Below are 17019 nucleotides of genomic sequence, written 5' to 3'. Positions count from 1 at the left end.
AGGTACTGACACGTGCCGGTAACCATGGCAACATCGATCCACCGGAAGGCCGGGTCGGTGGGACGGCTCGGTGTCCGGTCGCGTGACCTGCCCATTGTCGAGCAGGCCGCCTGCCATGTCTGGGGAGTGGCGCCGTGACCAGGTTGTGGGGTGTTCGCCCGCGGTGGCGGACTGACGTTCTCGGTGACTTCTTCTGTCCGGGCTGCGGCGGGGACCGCAACTACCGCCGGCAGCACGGCCGGCGGTGGCTGCGGTTGCTGGGGACGCCGGTGCTCCCGCTCGGACCGGTGATCGGCAGCGTGCAGTGCACCGGCTGCCACGGCCGGTACGGCGTCGAGAGCCTCGAACAGCCGACCTGCGTACGCCTCGGCGCGATGCTGCGGGACGCCCAGTACACCATCGCACTGGCCCTGCTCGCGGCCGGTGGCACCGCCCACCGGGCGGCCCGCGACGCGGCCTGCACCGCGGTGCGCGAAGCCGGGTTCGAGGACTGCGGCGAGGCCCAGGTGCTGGCCGCGCTCGCCGCGCTCTCCGGGCTCGGCGGCGAACTCCACGACGCCCACGAACTGGGGGCACCTCCCAGCCGGGGGCTGGGGGAGGCGGGCGGTCTCGCCGTGGAACTGCACGCGGTGCTCGAACCGCTCACCCCGCACCTCGCCCACCAGGGCCGCGAACGGCTGCTGCTGCAGGGCGCGGCGATCGCGCTGGCCGACGGACGCTACCTGCCGCAGGAGCGCGAGGCGCTGGCCGCGGTCGGGCGCTGCCTGGACCTGCCGCAGGCGCGGGTCGGGGCGCTGCTGGAGGCGGCGACCCGCACGCCGTACAAGTAGTCGGCCCTCGGGCCCCCGTCGTCACCGCCACCCGTAGACCACCTCCGGAATCCCCCACAAAACGGGCCCTGGTCCCCCACCCCCGGCCCGCCGTGCCCCGCACCACAGTGGTCCGCCCCCACGGCCCCGGTGCGGGCCACACGGCTGCCCTGTGTCGGCCGAGCCGTCCGGGCCCGTCCGCGGCCTTCGGCAGCTGTTCGCGGCCGTCGGTGGCCGTCCGCGACTGTCGGTCGCTGGGGGAGAATGGACCGCATGAGTCTTTTCCGGGACGACGGCGTCGTGCTGCGGGCGCAGAAGCTCGGCGAGGCCGATCGGATCATCACCCTGCTGACCCGCCAGCACGGCAAGGTGCGGGCGGTGGCGCGCGGGGTACGGAAGACCAAGTCCAAGTTCGGCGCCCGCCTGGAGCCGTTCTCGCACGTGGACGTGCAGTTCTTCAGCCGGGGGAGTGAGCTGGTCGGCCGGGGGTTGCCGCTCTGCACCCAGGTGGAGACCATCGCGCCGTACGGCGGTTCGATCGTCACCGACTACGGCCGCTACACCGCGGGCACCGCGATGCTGGAGACGGCCGAGCGCTTCGCCGAGAACGAGGGCGAGCCCGCCGTCCAGCAGTACCTGCTGCTGGTGGGCGGACTGCGGACGCTGGCGGCGGGGCTGCACGAGTCGCACCTGGTGCTGGACGCCTTCCTGCTGCGCTCGCTCGCGGTGAACGGGTACGGCGCGAGCTTCACCGACTGCGCCAAGTGCGGCCTGGAGGGGCCGAACCGTTTCTTCTCGCTCCCTGCGGGCGGGGTGCTCTGCCCGGACTGCCGAGTGCCCGGATGTGCCGTACCCTCCCCTGAGACACTGGTACTGCTCGGGGCGCTGCTGTCAGGGGACTGGCAGACGGCCGACGCCTGCGAGCCGCGGTACTGGCGGGAGGGCAGCGGCCTGGTCGCGGCCTATCTGCAGTGGCACCTGGAGCGGGGCATCCGCTCGATGAGATACGTGGAGAAGTGAGCACATGGCAGCGCGACGGCTCTTCGGCGGCGGCAAGCAGCGGGCGTACGCGCCCCCGACCCCGCACCCCAGCGGTGCACAGCCCCCGAAGATCCCCGGCGAGCTGGTGCCCGAGCACGTCGCCATCGTGATGGACGGCAACGGCCGCTGGGCCAAGGAGCGCGGGCTGCCCCGCACCGAGGGCCACAAGGTCGGCGAGTCGGTGGTGCTGGACGTCCTCGCGGGCGCCATCGAGCTCGGGGTCAAGAACATCTCGCTGTACGCCTTCTCCACCGAGAACTGGAAGCGCTCGCCCGACGAGGTGAAGTTCCTGATGAACTTCAACCGGGACGTCATCGCCCGCCGCCGTGAGGAGATGGGCGCGATGGGCGTGCGGATCCGCTGGGCCGGCCGGATGCCGAAGCTGTGGAAGAGCGTCGTCCAGGAGCTGCAGGTCGCCGAGGAGCACACCAAGGACAACGACGCCGTCACGCTCTACATGTGCGTCAACTACGGCGGCCGGGCCGAGCTGGCGGACGCGGCGCAGGCGATCGCGCGGGACGTCGCGGCCGGGAAGCTGGACCCGAAGAAGGTCAACGAGAAGACCCTCTCCAAGTACATGTACCACCCGGACATGCCGGACGTGGACCTCTTCCTGCGCCCCAGCGGTGAGCAGCGCACCTCCAACTTCCTGCTCTGGCAGTCGGCTTACGCCGAGTTCGTGTTCCAGGACGTGCTCTGGCCGGACTTCGACCGCCGCGACCTGTGGCGCGCCTGCGAGCAGTACGCGCGGCGCGACCGGCGCTTCGGCGGGGCGATCCCCAACGAGCTGCCCGCGCCGCGGCCGGCCCACGGCTGACGCCCACCGCACGGCAACGGAAAGGACCCACCGGGCAGCTCCCGGTGGGTCCTTCCCGTTGCCGTGCCCTGGGGGCTCAGGCCTTCTTGGCGCACTCCGCGCAGGTGCCGAAGATCTCCAGCGTGTGCGCGATGTCGCTGAAGCTGTGCTCGGCGGCGACCGAGTTGGCCCAGCGCTCCACGGCGGGGCCCTCCACCTCGACGGTGGCACCGCAGTGCCGGCAGACCAGGTGGTGGTGGTGCCCGCTGCTGCACCGGCGGTAGACGGCCTCGCCGTCGGCGGTGCGCAGCACGTCCACCTCACCGGCGTCCGCGAGCGACTGCAGGGTGCGGTAGACCGTGGTCAGACCGACGGAGTCCCCGCGGTGCTTGAGCAGGTCGTGGAGCTCCTGCGCGCTGCGGAAGTCCGCGATCTCGTCCAGGGCCGCCGAGACGGCGGCACGCTGCCGGGTCGAGCGGGCGCGCGGCGACGGGCCTGCGGTGGTCACCGTGGGTCCTCCTGGGGTCGTGGGCGTCTCGCACATCATTGTGCCAGCCCGGCCCGCCGCTCTGGTGTGGTCACGTCGAGGAAGTCCGCTCGGGCGTCTGGGCAGGCAGTTGGACGTCGCAGACCTTCGGTCCGTGGTCGGTGTCGCCGCGGTGGCGGCGCCGGGCGAGCGGCGCGGCGAGCGCGCTGAACACCGCGAAGACCGCGATGGCGAGCAGCACGATGGCGGGGCCGGAGGGCACGTCGAGGTGGTAGGAGCCGGTGACGCCGGCCAGCGAGACCACCACGCCGAGCGCGATCGAGGCGGCCTGGGTCGCGGCGAAGGAGCGGGTGAGCTGCTGGGCGGCGACCACCGGGACCACCATCAGGGCGCTCACCAGCAGCAGTCCGACCACCCGCATGGCGACGGTGACGGTGACCGCGGCCATCACGGCGAGCAGCAGGTTGAGGGCGCGCACCGGCAGTCCGGTGACCCGGGCGAAGTCCTCGTCCTGGCAGATCGCGAAGAGCTGGCGGCGCAGGCCGACGGTGACCGCGATGACCACCGCGCCGAGCACCGCGATGGCGGCCAGGTCGCCGGGGGCGACGGTGAGGATCGAGCCCCACAGGTAGCTCTCCAGCGAGCCGGCGCCGGCCTCGGCGGAGAGCGAGACGAGCAGCTTGCCGCAGGCCATGCCGCCGTAGAAGAGCATCGCGAGGGCGATGTCGCCGCGCTGGTTGCCGCGGGAGCGGACCAGCTCCATGGTGACGGCGCCGAGCACGCAGACCAGCACGGCCATCCAGACCGGGCTGGTCTGGAAGATGAAGCCGAGGCCGACGCCGGTCATCGCGACGTGGCCCATGCCGTCGCCCATCAGGGCCTGGCGGCGCTGCACCAGGTAGATGCCGACGGCCGGGGCGGTGATCCCGACCAGGACGGCGGCGAGCAGGGCGCGCTGCATGAAGTCGTAGGACAGCATCTCGGTCATGCGAGCAGCCTCGGCGGGGTCAGGTCGGCGTGCGGGTGGACGTGGTCGTGGCCGGGCAGCGCGTGCAGTCCGGTGTTGGGCACGGGCGGGCCGTCGTGGGCGACGCAGCCGTCCCGCAGGACGACGGTGCGGTCGATCAGTGGCTCCAGCGGCCCGAGTTCGTGCAGCACGAGGAGGACGGCGGAGCCACGGGCGACCTCGGTGCGAAGGGTGTCGGCGAGCACCTGCTGGCTGGCGGCGTCCACGCCGGCCATCGGCTCGTCCATGATCAGCAGGTCGGGGGAGCCGACCAGGGCGCGGGCGATCAGCACCCGCTGCTGCTGGCCGCCGGACAGGTCGGCCACGCCGTCCCCGGCCCGCTCCAGCATGCCGACGGCGTCCAGCGCGCGGTCCACCGCGTCGCGGTCCTTGCGGCGGAACGGCAGCAGCCGGTGCTGCGGCAGCCGTCCGGTGGAGACCACCTCGCGCACGGTGGCCGGGACGCCGGAGGCGGCGGTGGTGCGCTGCGGGACGTACCCGATGCGGTGCCAGGCGCGGAACGAGCCGTACGGGGTGCCGAACAGCTCCAGGGTGCCGTGCTCCAGCGGGACGGAGCCGATCACGGTCTTGACGGTGGTCGACTTGCCGGAGCCGTTGGCGCCGAGCAGGGCGACGACCTCGCCGGGCCGGACGGTGAGGTCGACGCCGCGCAGCACCGGCCGGCCGCCGCGCGAGGCGACGGCGTCACGGAGGCGGACGGCCGGGGGTGTCGGGTGGGTCATGGTGTTCCGTCCCGTCAGCTGGTGGCGGCAGGGGTGGTGGCGTCCGGGGTGGCCGGGGCCGTGGCGTCCGCGGCGGAGGGGGAGCCGAGGGCGGCCCGGAGGTTGGCCAGGTTCTGCTTCATGACGGTGAGATAGTCGTCCTTGGACGGGTCCTTGACGCCTTCCAGCGGGTCCAGGACGGCGGTCTTGAGGCCGAGGTCCTTGGCGACGGTGTCGGCGAGCTTGGGGCTGACCAGGGTCTCGAAGAAGACCGTGGTGACGCCGTTGTCCTTGGCGGCCTTCTGCACGGCGGCGAGGCGGGCCGGGGTGGGCTCGGACTCCGGGTCGACGCCGTTGATGGCGACCTGGGTGAGGCCGTAGCGGTCGGCGAGGTAGCCGAAGGCGGCGTGGCTGGTGACGAAGGTCTTGGTCTTGGCGTCCTGCAGCCCGGTGCGGAACTCCTGGTCGAGCGCGGTGAGCCGGGTGACCAGCTCGTCGGTGTTCTTCCGGTAGTCCTCGGCGTGGGCCGGGTCGGCCTTGGCGAACTCGTCGCCGACGCTCTTGGCGATCGCCGCGTAGCGGGTCGGGTCGAGCCAGACGTGCGGGTCGCCGGCCGGGCCCTCGTGCTTGTGGCCGTTCCCCTCCTCGGCCCCCTCGTCGAGGTGGTGGTCGACCAGCGGGCCGGCGGCGGTGGCGTCGATCTTGTGCTTGCTCGACGACTGCGCGACGGCCTGGTCGACGGTGGGCTGCAGGCCCTTGAGGTAGACGATCGCGTCGGCCTTCTGGACGCTGCCGACCTGCTTGGCGGTGAGCTCCAGGTCGTGCGGCTCGACGCCGGCGGCGGTGAGATCGGTGACCGCGACGTGCTCCTTGCCGATCTGCCGGGCGAGGAACTCCATCGGGTAGAAGGACGCGACGACCTTCAGCTTGCCGTTGCCGCTGTCCGCGCTGCTGGTGCCACCGCAGGCGGAGAGGAAGAGGGAGGAGGCGAGGGCGGTGGCGGCGACGGCTATGGAGCGGCGGGTTCGGCGTCGAGGAAGTCCGATCATCATGACAATCATTCTCATCTCAGATGGAAATGATTGTCAACTCACTCGGACGGGTGAACGGCAGGTGTCGGTGGGTGGGGGCGGCCGGACGATACCGATTTGAATCACGTACCCATATGGCCGGTAACCTGAGGTATTCGGGTACGCGCAACCAGCCGTGCCCTGACCGTGCCGTACGTACTGAAGAGAGCACTGTGGCCGCCGACAAGATCGACACGATCGTCAGCCTGAGCAAGCGCCGTGGCTTCGTCTACCCCTGCAGCGAGATCTACGGCGGCACCCGTGCCGCCTGGGACTACGGGCCGCTGGGTGTCGAGCTCAAGGAGAACATCAAGCGCCAGTGGTGGCGCGCGATGGTCCAGGCCCGCGAGGACGTCGTCGGCCTCGACTCGTCGGTGATCCTGGCCCGCGAGGTCTGGGAGGCCTCCGGCCACGTCGCCACCTTCAACGACCCGCTGACCGAGTGCACGTCCTGCCACAAGCGCCACCGGGCCGACCACCTGGAGGAGAAGTACGAGGCCAAGCACGGCTTCCCGCCGCCGAACGGCCTCAAGGACGTCAACTGCCCCGACTGCGGCACCAAGGGCCAGTTCACCGAGCCCAAGGACTTCTCGGGCATGCTGAAGACCCACCTCGGTGTCACCGAGGAGGCGAGCGGCCTGGCGTACCTGCGCCCGGAGACCGCCCAGGGCATCTTCACCAACTTCAGTGCCGTCCAGACCACTTCGCGCAAGAAGCCGCCGTTCGGCATCGCCCAGACCGGCAAGAGCTTCCGCAACGAGATCACCCCCGGCAACTTCATCTTCCGGACCCGCGAGTTCGAGCAGATGGAGATGGAGTTCTTCGTCAAGCCGGGCGATGACGAGCAGTGGCACGAGTACTGGCTGCAGCAGCGCTGGGACTGGTACGTCGACCTCGGCCTGCGCACCGAGAACATGCGCTTCTTCGAGCACCCGAAGGAGAAGCTGTCCCACTACGCCAAGCGCACCGTGGACATCGAGTACCGCTTCAACTTCGGCGGCTCCGAGTTCTCCGAGCTGGAGGGTGTGGCCAACCGCACCGACTACGACCTGCGGGTGCACAGCGAGGCGTCCGGCCGGGACCTCAAGTACTTCGACCAGGAAAGCGGCGAGCGGTACTTCCCGTACGTCATCGAGCCGGCGGCCGGCCTCAACCGCGCCATGCTGGCCTTCCTGATCGACGCCTACTTCGAGGACGAGGCGCCGAACGCCAAGGGCGTCATGGAGAAGCGCGTCGGCATGCGGCTCGACCCGCGCCTGGCCCCGGTCAAGGTCGCCGTCCTGCCGCTGTCGCGCAACGCCGAGCTGTCCCCGAAGGCCCGCGGCCTGGCCGCCGACCTGCGCACCGCGTGGAACGTCGAGTTCGACGACGCCGGCGCCATCGGCAAGCGCTACCGCCGCCAGGACGAGATCGGCACGCCGTTCTGCGTCACCGTCGACTTCGACACCCTCGAGGACAACGCGGTGACCGTCCGCGACCGCGACACCATGTCGCAGGAGCGCGTGTCGCTGGACCAGGTCAAGGCGTACCTGGGTGCGCGCCTGATCGGCTGCTAGGTCGGGTCCTCCCGCTCGGGTGACCCCGGTCCGGGGAGCCCCCGTCCGCCCTGTTGGGGGTGGGCGGGGGCTCCTTGCCGTTTCGGGGGCCGGCTACTTCCGCCCCCAGCGGGAGCGGGGGGCCGCCGGCGGGGTGGTCGGCAGGCCGGCCGCGCGGAGGGCGGCGAGGGTGGTGCGGTGGCGGGGGCCGTCGGCGAGCAGCGCGCCCAGCAGCTGCCCGTACAGCTCCCGGCTGCCCGCGCCGTCCAACGCGGCTGCCAGGCGGGCGAGTTCGACGGGCGGGCGGAGTGCCACCAGTTCCTGCAGCAGGGCGGTGGCGAGCGCGGGCGGCAGCTCGGCGGCGAGGGCGGCGAGGTCCGCGGTGGAGCGGCCGGCGGCCTGGCGCAGCAGGGTCCGGACGTCGCCGCGGCGGCCGTGCTGCTGCAGGCAGGCGGCGAGGGAGGTCAGCTCCGGCGTCGGCGCCGAGCCCCACTCCCACAGGAGCGTCGCGCCGTCGGCGTTCTGCCCGGCCCGCTCCAGCGCCGAGAGCAGCCCCGGGACGGAAGCGGCCGGGTAGGCCCAGAAGGCGTGGAACAGTTCGGCGGCCTCCTCGGCCAGGCCCAGTTCGCGCAGCTCCGTCAGGACGGCGACGGCGTGTTCCGGGGCGAGCCGGGCGGTGCCGCGGGCGAGGTGGCGGGAGGCGCCCGTCGGGCCGTACCGAGCGAGCATGCCGGCCAGCAGCGCGGAGTCGGCGGGGGCGAGGTGGGCGGCGGCCTGGTCGAGCAGCTCCGCGGCCTCGGTGTGGGCGCCGGCGCGGTGGAGGGCGGTGACCCGCTCGGTGAGCGCGCCGATGTCGGGGCGGGCGGGGGGCGGCGGGGCCTCGTGCGGTGCGGGTGCGGGTGCGGGTGCGGGTGCGGGGGCCGGAGGCTGTCGGGGTTCCTGTTGCTGGTGTTGCTGGTGTTGCCGGGGCTGCGGGGGTTGCTGCTGCCGGTGTCTCAGGTGGATCTCCAAAGCCTCCAGCTGGTCGCTGAGTTGGAGGCAGCGGGCGCCCAGTCCCTCGCGGAGGGTGCGGGCCTGGGCGAGCTGCCGCAGCAGGTCGCCGTCCGGTCGCCGGCGCCCCGGGGCCGCCCGGATCGCCTCGTTCAGTCTCCGTTCACGCTGGCTCGCGTAGCGGCTCGCGCGGAGTAACTCGTCCAGCTCTGTGCGGAGTTCGGCGGCTTGTTGCTCGCCATCCAGCTGCTGGCCTGCGGGTTGTTCCGTCGGCCGCATGCGCATGATCGCCCCAACCTGTCCATCCAGACCCTGACTGCAGGACATCCTGGTGTCGGTATGTGGCGGGGGAGTTAAGAGCGCACGACCAGTCGTGCCCAAGTGGTGTCAGGGAGCGCGCAGAGGGCGGTCGCGGCAAGAAGTGCGCCGGTCGCGCTCCGGAGGAGGGGCGCCTCGTCGTAGGGGCCGGGGAGGAGGGCGGCGGAGGCCGGGACCGCCACCGTCCCGTCCGGCAGCGGGGCGACCGTCCTCATGTGGCGAGCCGCGCCCGCGCCTCCATCAGTGCGAACCCGAGGAGGTTCAGACCGCGCCACTCGGCGGGCTGCTGCGCCCGGATGTCGTCGGTCGTCAGCCCGATGCCCCAGATCCGGTCCACCGGGCTGGCCTCCACCAGCACCCGGCCGCCGGTGCCCAGCAGGTACGCGCGCAGCGACTCGTCCTGCCCGAACTTGGCGACGTTGCCCGCCACGACCAGCTCGAACCGCCCGGCCACCCAGGTCTCGTCGTCGAAGTCCCTGACCAGCCGCCCAAGCTTCTTGGCCTCGGCGGGCGTCCGCGCCGCCAGCACCTGCTCCTCGATGGCGCCGTCCCCGAACATCCGGGCCTTTCCGGCCATCATCCAGTGCTCGGCGGACGCGTACGTCACCCCGTCGACGGTGAACTCCCCGGGCCACCACTGGCTCAGGCACTCCTGCCGGGTGCCGCCGCCGCCCCTGCGGGCCGTGTGCCCCCAGAACATCACCCACTTCGGGTGCACCCCGTCGGCCATCAGGGCAGCCAGCTCCTCGCGGCTGCGGACGGCGGCAGGGTCCCCCACGCACATCTCGCTCATATCGTCATAGTGACACAAAGGGGTCGTCGCCCGCGAACCGTTTGACGGCGGCGTACCGCCCGCACGGCGATGGCCCGGCACCCGGGCGCAGCCCCCGCCCGGGCACCTGGGAAGATCCCCTCCGTCAGGCCGGCGGGGTCGGGCTGGTTGAGCCGGTCGGCCGGTAGTGCGTCTCGATCGGTGCCCGGGCCTCCTCGTGGAGGGCCGGGCCGTCCTGCGGCACCACCGGCCAGGCGCCCGACTCCGGGTTGAGGGCGACGAGTTGCTCCGTCGACAGCGCGTACACGACCCGGCCGATGCCGGACCGGACGATGCCGCCGTGGCACATCCCGCAGGGCTGGCAGCTGGTGTAGAGCGTGGTGCGGGCGGCCGTGTCCGGGTCGAGTTCGCGGGCGGCCCAGCGGGCGAGCTTGAGTTCCGGGTGGGCGGTGATGTCGTCGTCGCGCCGTACGGTGTTGTGGGCCTCGGCGAGGATCTCTCCGTCGGGGCCGGCCAGCAGGGAGCCGTACGGGGCGTCGCCCAGGGTGACGGCGTGGGCGGCGACGGCGACGGCGCGGCGCAGGAGGGTCTCGTCGGCTTCGGTGATCACGCGGTCGCTGCCTTCCAGTGGGTGGTGACGGTGGTGAGGTCCTGCCAGGCGGTCTGCGGGCGGCGGGTCTCCTCCGGGTCCCCCTGGTAGGGGTCGAGGACGACGGTCTGCGCTCCGAGCTGGCTCAACTGCCGTAGGTCGTCCAGGACTTGCTCCACGGTGCCGACTCCGGCCGGGCGCTCGGGATCCTTGACCGCCTCGGTGGTCAGCCGCAGGGCGATCCGGGGCGCGAAGCCCGGCATCGGGTGCTCGGCGAGCACCGCCCGCATCCGGTCCAGCGGCAGTCGCAGCGGGTGCCAGGCGTCGCCGTACCGGACCGTCCGGCGGAGCGCCGCGCCGCTGTGGCCGCCGACCCAGACCGGTACGGACCCGCCCTGCTCGCCCCAGGCGTCGCGCAGCGAGCCCAGGTACTCGTCGGTCAGCCGGCCGCGCGCGGTGAACGGCACGCCGAGCGCGTCGAACTCCCGGCGCGCCCAGCCGACCCCCACCCCGAGGACGAACCGGCCGCCGCTGAGCCGCTCGAGGGTGCCGGCCATGCGCGCCACCAGCAGCGGGTTGCGGTAGGGCAGGACGAGCACGGTCGTGCCCAGTCGCAGGCCGGTGGTGGTCCCGGCCAGCCAGGACAGCGTGGTGAACGGCTCGTAGAACGGCTCCGGGTACCGCTCGGCCACGTCCGGGGTGACCGCCACGTGGTCCGACACCATGAGGAGGTCGAAGCCGAGGCCCTCGGCGGTCCGCGCCCATTCGCGCAGCACGCCGGGGTCGGTCCCCGGGCCGAAGTTCGGTACGTTGACGCCAAGTTGCATGCTCCGAGGCTATCCCCGTGATCATGGGATGCGGAACGGAATCCTCCCGGTCCTGGCCGCTCGCAGCCGTGGTTCTCCCGGTAGATTCGCCGCATGGCCGTGAATCTTGACGATACCGACTGGGCGATCATCGAGCAGCTGCAGCGCGAGGCCCGGATCTCCCTCAGCGAGCTGGGACGGCGGGTGAGCCTCAGCCCGTCCGCCACCACCGAACGCGTCCGGAACCTGGAGTCGCTGGGCGTCATCACCGGCTACCACGCCTCGGTGGACCTGGCGCAGGTCGGCTACCCCGTCCTCGCCGTCGTCCGGCTGAAGTACCCGGGCAACCGGCACGAGCCGCTGCGCCGCCTGCTCGCCGAGCGGCGCGAGCTCCTGGAGTGCCTGCGCACCACCGGCGACGACTGCTACACCCTGAAGGTCGCGGCGACCTCCATGGAGCACCTGGAGACCCTGGTCGACGAGCTGGCCGGCTTCGGCAGCACCACCACGAGCGTCGTCTACAGCCGGACACTGCCCCTGCGCGGCCCCGCCCGGCCCTGACCGGCAGGGGCGAACGCCCCCGGCCGGATGGCCCGTCGGATGTCAGGAGCGGTACCGGTGCACCTCGTCGGTCACCAGGCCGGGGCCGTTGTGGACGGACTGGCTCGAATAGGTCGTCCGCATGGACGCGGCCTGGGCGGTCCGCTGCTGCTCGATCAGCGCCCCTTCCCCGTCGTCCGAGTGGAGCCGCCGCGCCCGTTCCCGGAGCACCAGGTGCAGGGTGATGCCGACGACCGCGGCGACGAGAGCGAGCAGGAACACCAGGACGAGCGTCATGGAGCCATCATTCCCTCCCCGCCCGTGAAGGAGTCCGACGTGTCACGGAACGCAGATCGGAACACGGACCGGAACGCGGATCGGAACGTTGGTCGGAACGCGCACCGTACGGACGTCCGCACGGTGCACGCGGCGCTTCTGCACCGCCTGCTGCCCGACGACGATCCGGCGGGCCTCGCCGTACGCCAGGGGCAGTTCCACCACGTGGTCCTGGGTGCGGAACGGGTGGTGTGCCTGCCCCGGACGCCGGCGGCGGCCGACCGGCTGCCCGCGCGGGCAGCCGCGCTGGGCGCGCTCGCGGGGCTGGACCTGGGCTTCCGTACGCCCGAGCCGCTGCTCCGCGGCCGTGGGGAGCGCGGCGAGGTGCCGTTCCTCGTGCTGAGCCGCGTCCCTGGCGAGCCGCTCGCGGCGGGCGCGCTCGGCGATGCCCGGGTGGCCGAGGCCGTGGCGGCCCAGTACGCCGCCCTGCTGGCCGGGTTGGCCCGGGCGGGCGGTGATGCGGCGGTCCGGGCCGTGCTGGCGCCGGCGCCGGAGGGGCGGTGGCGGCGGAGGGGCGGTGGCGGCGGCTCGCGGCGGCGGTGCGGGCGGAGCTGTTCGCCCTCATGTCGGAGGGCGGACGGCAGCGGGCCGGGCGGGAGCTCGCGGCGGTCGAGGGCCTGCCGCACCTCACCGGCGCGGTGGTGCACGGCGACCTCGGCCCGGAGAACGTCCTGGGGAGTGGGACGGCGAACTGCCGTACCTCGCCGGGGTGCTCGACTGGGACGACGTCTCACTCGCCGATCCCGCCGAGGACCTCGCCGCCGTGGGCGTCGGGCACGGCGGCGACCTGCTGGAGCGGGTGCTCGCCCTGGGCGGGTCGGCGGGCGCGGGGCTGGGCGCTCGGATCGCCGCGATCCGGGGGACGTTCGCGCTGCAGCAGGCCCTCCACGCCCGCCGCGACGGGGACGCGGAGGAACTGGCGGACGGCCTGGCCGGGTACCGCTGACCGCCGGCGCCCCACGGTCGGGGGCCGGCCGGGACGTCGGACCTTCAGGCGCCGGCCAGTTCGGCGTTCGCGCGCTCGGTGACCAGGGTCAGCACCCGGCCCGCGACGGCGAGGTCCTCGGTCGGGATGCCGGCGTAGAGGCGCGCGGTGATCTCGGCGCTCTCGGCGGTGGTGCGCTCGTACAGCTCGCGTCCGGCGTCGGTGAGCCGCAGCAGGCCCACCTCCACCGGGTCCTCCTCCAGCAGCCGTGCGGTGGTCAGTTCCTCGACCACGCCGTGCACGACGGACTCCTCGACCTTCAGCGAGCCGGTGACGTCGCGGACGAGCGCGTCCGGGGCGATCGAACCGCCCTCGACCACGACGACCCGGAGCGTCACGCTCTGCCGGAACGTGATGCCGTGGCGGTCCAGTACGCCCTCCAGAAGGGCGCGGGCCGCGTTGTGCGCCAGGGCGACGACCCGGCCGTTCACGGTTGCGGTGGTGGTCATGGTTGCTCCTCGTCGTTCTCGGTGGGCGGATCAAGAGGTGCGTCGAGCAGGGCGGCCAGTTCGCTCGTGAACTGCCGTGTGCGCGGGCTGTCCTGGCCGCCGAGCGGCTCCAGCAGCCGGTCCAGGAGGCCCTGGACCACCGTGATCGCTCGGCGGGTGACGTCCTCCCCCTGCTCGGTGAGCGACAGCTGCATGGCGCGCGGGTCGTCCGGGTCCCGGGTGCGGGCGACGAGCCCGCCGGCCTCCAGGGCTCGGGCGAGCTTGGAGACGTACAGTGCCTCCAGCCCCGTGCGGTCGGCGAGCCGGCGCTGGCTGGGCCGCAGCCCGGAGCGCGCCATGCCGTACAGCGACGCCAGCACCACGTACTGCGCGTGGGTCAGGCCCAGCGGTGCGACCGCCCGGTCGACGGCCACCCGCCACTTCATCGACAGGCGCCAGACCAGGTACCCCGCCGTTGCGCCCTCAGCTGTTGAACTCACGCTGGATACAGTACATGGCTACTATGTCCATGGCTACTATTTTCCGGCGCCCGACGGTGATCAGGGAGGGCAGTACGCGGCAGAGGCCGTCCGGATAGCCTGCAGCCATGCCGGATCCCTCTCCGCTCGCGCCCCCCACCCGCTTCGACGGCGATCCCGACCGTGTCGCGCTCGTCGTCCCGGGCAGCGGGTACACGCCCGCCCGGCCGCTGCTCCACTTCGCCGGCTCCGTACTCCTCCGGCACGGCTGGACGGTCCAGGAGCTGTGGTGGCAAGTCCCGGACGAATTCCCCGCGTTCGCACCGGAGGACAGGATCGCCTGGGTCGAGCGGCAGGTCGCCGAGGCCGTCGACGCCGAGCGCGGCGCCTGCCGCCTGCTCGTCGGCAAGTCCCTGGCCTCCCTCGCCTGCGGCGTCGCCGCCGACCGCAACCTCGCGGCAGCCTGGCTGACCCCCGTCCTGACCACCGAGCCGGTCGCTCGCGCCCTCCACCGCACCCGGGCCCCGACCCTCCTCGTCGGCGGCAGTGCCGACCGGATGTGGGACCGCCGGATCGCCGAATCGACCGGACACGAGGTCCTGGAAGTGCCCGCTGCGGACCACGGCCTGGAACTGCCGGACGACCCGCTGGGCTCGATCGACGTCCTGCGCCAGGCCACCGCCCGCCTGGACCGTTTCGTCGCCGCCCTGGGCGCGGGACGGTAGCCGTGCCGAACCGGTGGGCCGGAACGCCGACGGCCCCGCGATCGACGTGCGATCGCGGGGCCGTCCGCCGCCGCCCGAGGGCCCGCGGGCCCTGCGGGTTCAGCCGATGGACCGGGGGAGACGGGTGGTCAGGTAGAGGATGGTGAACGAGCCGAGGAGCTGGATGCCCAGGCAGAGGGCGAGCGTGCGGCCCATGCCGAGGCTGGGGGAGAGCGACAGGTACAGGGTGCCGAGGGTGGCGACGCCGAGGGCGAGGCTGGACTGCTGGCCGGTGGCCAGGACGCCGCTGCCGACGCCGGCCCGGGCGGCGGGAACCTTGGAGAGGACGACCCGGAACAGCGGGGTACCGATCAGGCCCTGCCCGATGCCCGCGAGGGCGACGCCCGGGGCCATCCGCAGCGGGGAGAAGTGCGACCAGTCGGCGAGGACGGTCAGGGCGAGGGTGGCGAGGCCGGTGGCCTGGATGACGGCGCCGGCGCTGAGCACCCGGCTGCCCCAGCGGCCGATCAGGCGCGGGCCGGCGAGCGAGGCGCTGAAGTAGCCGACCGCCATCGGGACGAGCGCCCACCCGGCCGCGACCGGTCCGAGCTGCAGGCCCTGCTGGAGGGCGACCGCGATGACGAACATGAAGCCGCCGAAGCCCGCGAAGTAGGGGAGCGCGATGCCGAGCCCGCGCCGCATCTCGGGGATGCGCAGCAGGGTCGGCGGCACCAGCGGGGTGTCCCCGCGCCGCTCGGCGCGGCGCTCGACCAGGGCGAAGGCGGCGGCCAGGACGGGGAACAGCGCGAGCAGCACCCACGACCAGAGCGGCCAGCCGGCGGCCCGGCCCTCCATCAGCGGGATGAGCAGGACGAGCAGGGTGCCGGTGAGCAGGACGGTGCCGGGCACGTCGACCCGGGCGGCCCGGGCGGCCTTGCTCTCCGGGACGTAGCGGACCGCGAGCAGGACGGCGAGCAGTGCGAAGGGCACGTTCAGCAGGAACACCGAGCGCCAGCCGGTGCCGAACAGGTCGGCGGCGACCAGCATCCCGCCGAGCACCTGCCCGATGACCACCGAGATCCCGCCGACCGCGCCGTACACGCTGAGCGCACGGCCGCGCCGGGCGCCTTCGGTGGCGGCGGTGATGGTGCCGAGCACCTGCGGGATCAGCAGCGCGGCCGAGGCGCCCTGGGCGGCCCGGGCTGCGACCAGGGACCACGCGTCGGGGGCTAGGCCGCAGGCCAGCGAGGTGAGGGCGAAGGCGAGGGCGCCGACGACGAAGAGCCGGCGGCGGCCGAAGATGTCGCCGAGGCGCCCGCCGAGGACGAGCAGCACGGCGAAGGCGATGCCGTAGCCGGCGGCGACCAGTTCGAGGACGGCGGGCCCGGCGGCCAGGTCCTTGTCGATGGTGGGCAGGGCGACGTTGACGATGAAGAAGTCGAGCATCGGCAGGAAGGCCCCGAGCAGGACGGTGACCAGCCCGGCGGTGCCGAGGGCGGGGTTTGCGGAGGCGGGGGCTCCGGGGGCCGCGGTGCCGGGGGTGGTGGCGGTGCGCTTCGGGGCGGGGGCGACGGCGAGTTGTTGGGTCACGGGTCATACGATCCGCCGCTCCGTACCCTGGTACCAGAGTGTGGTTATCCAGGTATAAGAAGTACCTGGCAACAGGTCGGCGGCTGCCGCATGCTGGGGAGCATGAGCCTCACGACCCCTGCCGCACAAGCCCGTACGGCCCCCGCCTCGTCCGCGGCCACCAGGCCGCGCCCGCTCGGCCCGGTCGGCGCCGGCGACGCCCGACGGCACGAGCTGGCCGCGTTCCTGCGCAGCCGCCGCGAGCGGATCGCGCCCGAGCAAGTGGGCCTGCCGATGACCGGCCGCCGTCGGACGCCGGGGCTGCGCCGGGAGGAGGTCGCGCAGCTCGCCGCGGTCGGGGTGACCTGGTACACGTGGCTGGAGCAGGGGCGGGACATCCAGGTGTCCACCCAGGTGCTGGACGCGGTGGCCCGGGCACTGCTGCTGGACCCGAGCGAGCGCGCGCACCTGTTCACCCTGGCCGCCGCGGACGACCCGGCGCCGGTGACGGAGTGTCCGTCCGTGACGCCGAGCGTGCGGCTGGTGCTGGATCAGCTGGCGCCGTACCCCGCCCTGGCGGTCAACACCCGCTACGACGTGCTGGCGTACAACGCGCAGTACACCGGGATCGTCGGCGACCTCGCCGCCCTGCCGCCGGAGGACCGCAACCTGATGTGGATGGCGTTCACGCCCTCGCGGTTCCGCGACGTACTGATCGACTACCGCACCGAGCGGCTCGGCATGGTGGCCCGGTTCCGCTCGGCGATGGCCGACCACAGCTCGGAGCCGGCCTGGAAGGCGCTGCTGGCCCGGCTGCTCAAGGCCTCGCCGGACTTCGCGGAGGTCTGGCAGCGGCACGACGTGATGCGGCCGAGCAACGGCATCAAGCGCTTCCGGGTGCCCGACGTCGGACTGCTCAGCTGCGAGTACACCAACTTCTGGCTCGGCCCCCGGCTCGGCACCCGGATCATCACCTACACCCCGCTGGACGACCGGACCCGTGCGCTGATGGACCTGCTCCCCACCGAGGCCTGACG

20 protein-coding genes and 1 pseudogene are annotated in these 17019 nt (G+C 73.1%); 8 read left to right on the top strand and 13 right to left on the bottom strand.

What is annotated here, in order from left to right:
• The first annotated feature begins 134 nt into the window (after nt 1–134).
• The 3 genes from ACZ3TI_RS23715 (at nt 135) to ACZ3TI_RS23705 (ending at nt 2667) form a co-directional block, all read left to right on the top strand.
• Nucleotides 135–830 carry a TerB family tellurite resistance protein gene (locus ACZ3TI_RS23715; RefSeq protein ID WP_465729294.1) on the top strand — a complete coding sequence of 232 codons (696 nt, stop codon included), beginning with the start codon at nt 135–137 and terminating at the stop codon, nt 828–830.
• A gap of 252 nt (nt 831–1082) precedes the next feature.
• A complete protein-coding gene (gene recO, locus ACZ3TI_RS23710) occupies nt 1083–1829 on the top strand; it encodes a DNA repair protein RecO (RefSeq protein ID WP_387624323.1) in 747 nt (248 codons plus the stop codon).
• A gap of 4 nt (nt 1830–1833) precedes the next feature.
• Complete coding sequence (locus ACZ3TI_RS23705) at nt 1834–2667, top strand: isoprenyl transferase (RefSeq protein WP_465729292.1); 834 nt, start codon at nt 1834–1836, stop codon at nt 2665–2667.
• 76 nt (nt 2668–2743) lie between these two features.
• Here ACZ3TI_RS23705 and ACZ3TI_RS23700 read toward each other — a convergent pair whose 3' ends face one another.
• The 4 genes from ACZ3TI_RS23700 to ACZ3TI_RS23685 form a co-directional block, all read right to left on the bottom strand.
• Entirely contained in the window at nt 2744–3154 is a 411-nt protein-coding gene (locus ACZ3TI_RS23700; protein WP_465729290.1) for a Fur family transcriptional regulator, read from the bottom strand.
• A gap of 70 nt (nt 3155–3224) precedes the next feature.
• Nucleotides 3225–4121 carry a metal ABC transporter permease gene (locus ACZ3TI_RS23695; RefSeq protein WP_465729288.1) on the bottom strand — a complete coding sequence of 299 codons (897 nt, stop codon included), beginning with the start codon at nt 4119–4121 and terminating at the stop codon, nt 3225–3227.
• A complete protein-coding gene (locus tag ACZ3TI_RS23690) occupies nt 4118–4882 on the bottom strand; it encodes a metal ABC transporter ATP-binding protein (RefSeq protein ID WP_465729286.1) in 765 nt (254 codons plus the stop codon). The genes ACZ3TI_RS23695 and ACZ3TI_RS23690 overlap by 4 nt, the downstream gene beginning before the upstream one ends.
• A gap of 14 nt (nt 4883–4896) precedes the next feature.
• Nucleotides 4897–5913, bottom strand: a complete 1017-nt coding sequence (locus tag ACZ3TI_RS23685; RefSeq protein WP_465729284.1) for a metal ABC transporter substrate-binding protein — start codon at nt 5911–5913, stop codon at nt 4897–4899.
• A 191-nt stretch (nt 5914–6104) separates the two neighbouring features.
• Here ACZ3TI_RS23685 and ACZ3TI_RS23680 point away from each other — a divergent pair, with 191 nt between their 5' ends.
• Nucleotides 6105–7487 carry a glycine--tRNA ligase gene (locus ACZ3TI_RS23680; RefSeq protein WP_465729282.1) on the top strand — a complete coding sequence of 461 codons (1383 nt, stop codon included), beginning with the start codon at nt 6105–6107 and terminating at the stop codon, nt 7485–7487.
• Nucleotides 7488–7580: 93 nt separating this feature from the next.
• Here ACZ3TI_RS23680 and ACZ3TI_RS23675 read toward each other — a convergent pair whose 3' ends face one another.
• The 4 genes from ACZ3TI_RS23675 to ACZ3TI_RS23660 all read right to left on the bottom strand — a co-directional run bounded on the left by ACZ3TI_RS23675 (nt 7581) and on the right by ACZ3TI_RS23660 (nt 10962).
• Nucleotides 7581–8741, bottom strand: coding sequence for a hypothetical protein (locus tag ACZ3TI_RS23675; protein WP_465729280.1), 1161 nt, complete (start codon nt 8739–8741; stop codon nt 7581–7583).
• 244 nt (nt 8742–8985) lie between these two features.
• Nucleotides 8986–9567, bottom strand: coding sequence for an NADAR family protein (locus ACZ3TI_RS23670; RefSeq protein ID WP_465729278.1), 582 nt, complete (start codon nt 9565–9567; stop codon nt 8986–8988).
• Between the two features lie 124 nt (nt 9568–9691).
• Entirely contained in the window at nt 9692–10156 is a 465-nt protein-coding gene (locus tag ACZ3TI_RS23665) for a nucleoside deaminase (RefSeq protein ID WP_465729276.1), read from the bottom strand.
• Entirely contained in the window at nt 10153–10962 is an 810-nt protein-coding gene (locus ACZ3TI_RS23660; protein ID WP_465729274.1) for an LLM class flavin-dependent oxidoreductase, read from the bottom strand. Before ACZ3TI_RS23660 ends, ACZ3TI_RS23665 begins: the two co-directional genes overlap by 4 nt.
• Before the next feature lie 93 nt (nt 10963–11055).
• On the opposite strand from ACZ3TI_RS23660, the gene ACZ3TI_RS23655 reads away from it, so the two are divergent.
• The gene (locus ACZ3TI_RS23655) at nt 11056–11502 is read left to right on the top strand and encodes an Lrp/AsnC family transcriptional regulator (RefSeq protein WP_465729272.1); all 447 of its coding nucleotides are present in this window, start codon (nt 11056–11058) and stop codon (nt 11500–11502) included.
• A 42-nt stretch (nt 11503–11544) separates the two neighbouring features.
• On the opposite strand, the gene ACZ3TI_RS23650 is transcribed toward ACZ3TI_RS23655, so the two are convergent.
• Both ACZ3TI_RS23650 and ACZ3TI_RS23645 read right to left on the bottom strand, forming a co-directional pair.
• Complete coding sequence (locus ACZ3TI_RS23650; protein WP_465729270.1) at nt 11545–11778, bottom strand: hypothetical protein; 234 nt, start codon at nt 11776–11778, stop codon at nt 11545–11547.
• A 42-nt stretch (nt 11779–11820) separates the two neighbouring features.
• Complete coding sequence (locus ACZ3TI_RS23645; protein WP_465729505.1) at nt 11821–11979, bottom strand: hypothetical protein; 159 nt, start codon at nt 11977–11979, stop codon at nt 11821–11823.
• Between ACZ3TI_RS23645 and ACZ3TI_RS23640 the strand changes: the two are divergent.
• Nucleotides 11902–12763 (top strand): annotated as a pseudogene (locus ACZ3TI_RS23640) (phosphotransferase). The gene ACZ3TI_RS23645 and the pseudogene ACZ3TI_RS23640 sit on opposite strands and share 78 nt — an antisense overlap.
• A 44-nt stretch (nt 12764–12807) precedes the next feature.
• Here the strand turns inward: ACZ3TI_RS23640 and ACZ3TI_RS23635 are convergent.
• Together ACZ3TI_RS23635 and ACZ3TI_RS23630 are read right to left on the bottom strand one after the other, a co-directional pair.
• Nucleotides 12808–13251, bottom strand: a complete 444-nt coding sequence (locus tag ACZ3TI_RS23635; RefSeq protein ID WP_465729268.1) for a MarR family transcriptional regulator — start codon at nt 13249–13251, stop codon at nt 12808–12810.
• Complete coding sequence (locus ACZ3TI_RS23630) at nt 13248–13730, bottom strand: MarR family winged helix-turn-helix transcriptional regulator (protein WP_465729266.1); 483 nt, start codon at nt 13728–13730, stop codon at nt 13248–13250. The genes ACZ3TI_RS23635 and ACZ3TI_RS23630 overlap by 4 nt, the downstream gene beginning before the upstream one ends.
• A gap of 107 nt (nt 13731–13837) precedes the next feature.
• Here ACZ3TI_RS23630 and ACZ3TI_RS23625 point away from each other — a divergent pair, with 107 nt between their 5' ends.
• A complete protein-coding gene (locus ACZ3TI_RS23625; RefSeq protein WP_465729264.1) occupies nt 13838–14434 on the top strand; it encodes an alpha/beta hydrolase in 597 nt (198 codons plus the stop codon).
• A 99-nt stretch (nt 14435–14533) separates the two neighbouring features.
• Here ACZ3TI_RS23625 and ACZ3TI_RS23620 read toward each other — a convergent pair whose 3' ends face one another.
• Nucleotides 14534–16003 (bottom strand): MFS transporter, encoded by a 1470-nt coding sequence (locus ACZ3TI_RS23620; protein ID WP_465729263.1) that lies wholly within the window; start codon nt 16001–16003, stop codon nt 14534–14536.
• A gap of 102 nt (nt 16004–16105) precedes the next feature.
• Between ACZ3TI_RS23620 and ACZ3TI_RS23615 the strand changes: the two genes are divergently transcribed.
• The gene (locus ACZ3TI_RS23615; protein ID WP_465729261.1) at nt 16106–17017 is read left to right on the top strand and encodes a helix-turn-helix transcriptional regulator; all 912 of its coding nucleotides are present in this window, start codon (nt 16106–16108) and stop codon (nt 17015–17017) included.
• Nucleotides 17018–17019 lie beyond the last annotated feature (2 nt).

Source organism: Kitasatospora sp. NPDC023120, from assembly GCF_055560835.1.
This window is presented reverse-complemented; position numbering and strand designations above follow the sequence as displayed.

Excerpts from the sequence above, each read along its gene's own strand:
- recO (WP_387624323.1), top strand. The coding sequence starts at position 1,083 with ATGAGTCTTTTCCGGGACGACGGCGTCGTGCTGCGGGCGCAGAAGCTC.
- ACZ3TI_RS23705 (WP_465729292.1), top strand. The coding sequence starts at position 1,834 with ATGGCAGCGCGACGGCTCTTCGGCGGCGGCAAGCAGCGGGCGTACGCG.
- ACZ3TI_RS23695 (WP_465729288.1), bottom strand. The coding sequence starts at position 4,121 with ATGACCGAGATGCTGTCCTACGACTTCATGCAGCGCGCCCTGCTCGCC.
- ACZ3TI_RS23690 (WP_465729286.1), bottom strand. The coding sequence starts at position 4,882 with ATGACCCACCCGACACCCCCGGCCGTCCGCCTCCGTGACGCCGTCGCC.
- ACZ3TI_RS23685 (WP_465729284.1), bottom strand. The coding sequence starts at position 5,913 with ATGATGATCGGACTTCCTCGACGCCGAACCCGCCGCTCCATAGCCGTC.
- ACZ3TI_RS23675 (WP_465729280.1), bottom strand. The coding sequence starts at position 8,741 with ATGCGCATGCGGCCGACGGAACAACCCGCAGGCCAGCAGCTGGATGGC.
- ACZ3TI_RS23670 (WP_465729278.1), bottom strand. The coding sequence starts at position 9,567 with ATGAGCGAGATGTGCGTGGGGGACCCTGCCGCCGTCCGCAGCCGCGAG.
- ACZ3TI_RS23660 (WP_465729274.1), bottom strand. The coding sequence starts at position 10,962 with ATGCAACTTGGCGTCAACGTACCGAACTTCGGCCCGGGGACCGACCCC.
- ACZ3TI_RS23655 (WP_465729272.1), top strand. The coding sequence starts at position 11,056 with ATGGCCGTGAATCTTGACGATACCGACTGGGCGATCATCGAGCAGCTG.
- ACZ3TI_RS23650 (WP_465729270.1), bottom strand. The coding sequence starts at position 11,778 with ATGACGCTCGTCCTGGTGTTCCTGCTCGCTCTCGTCGCCGCGGTCGTC.
- ACZ3TI_RS23635 (WP_465729268.1), bottom strand. The coding sequence starts at position 13,251 with ATGACCACCACCGCAACCGTGAACGGCCGGGTCGTCGCCCTGGCGCAC.
- ACZ3TI_RS23625 (WP_465729264.1), top strand. The coding sequence starts at position 13,838 with ATGCCGGATCCCTCTCCGCTCGCGCCCCCCACCCGCTTCGACGGCGAT.
- ACZ3TI_RS23615 (WP_465729261.1), top strand. The coding sequence starts at position 16,106 with ATGAGCCTCACGACCCCTGCCGCACAAGCCCGTACGGCCCCCGCCTCG.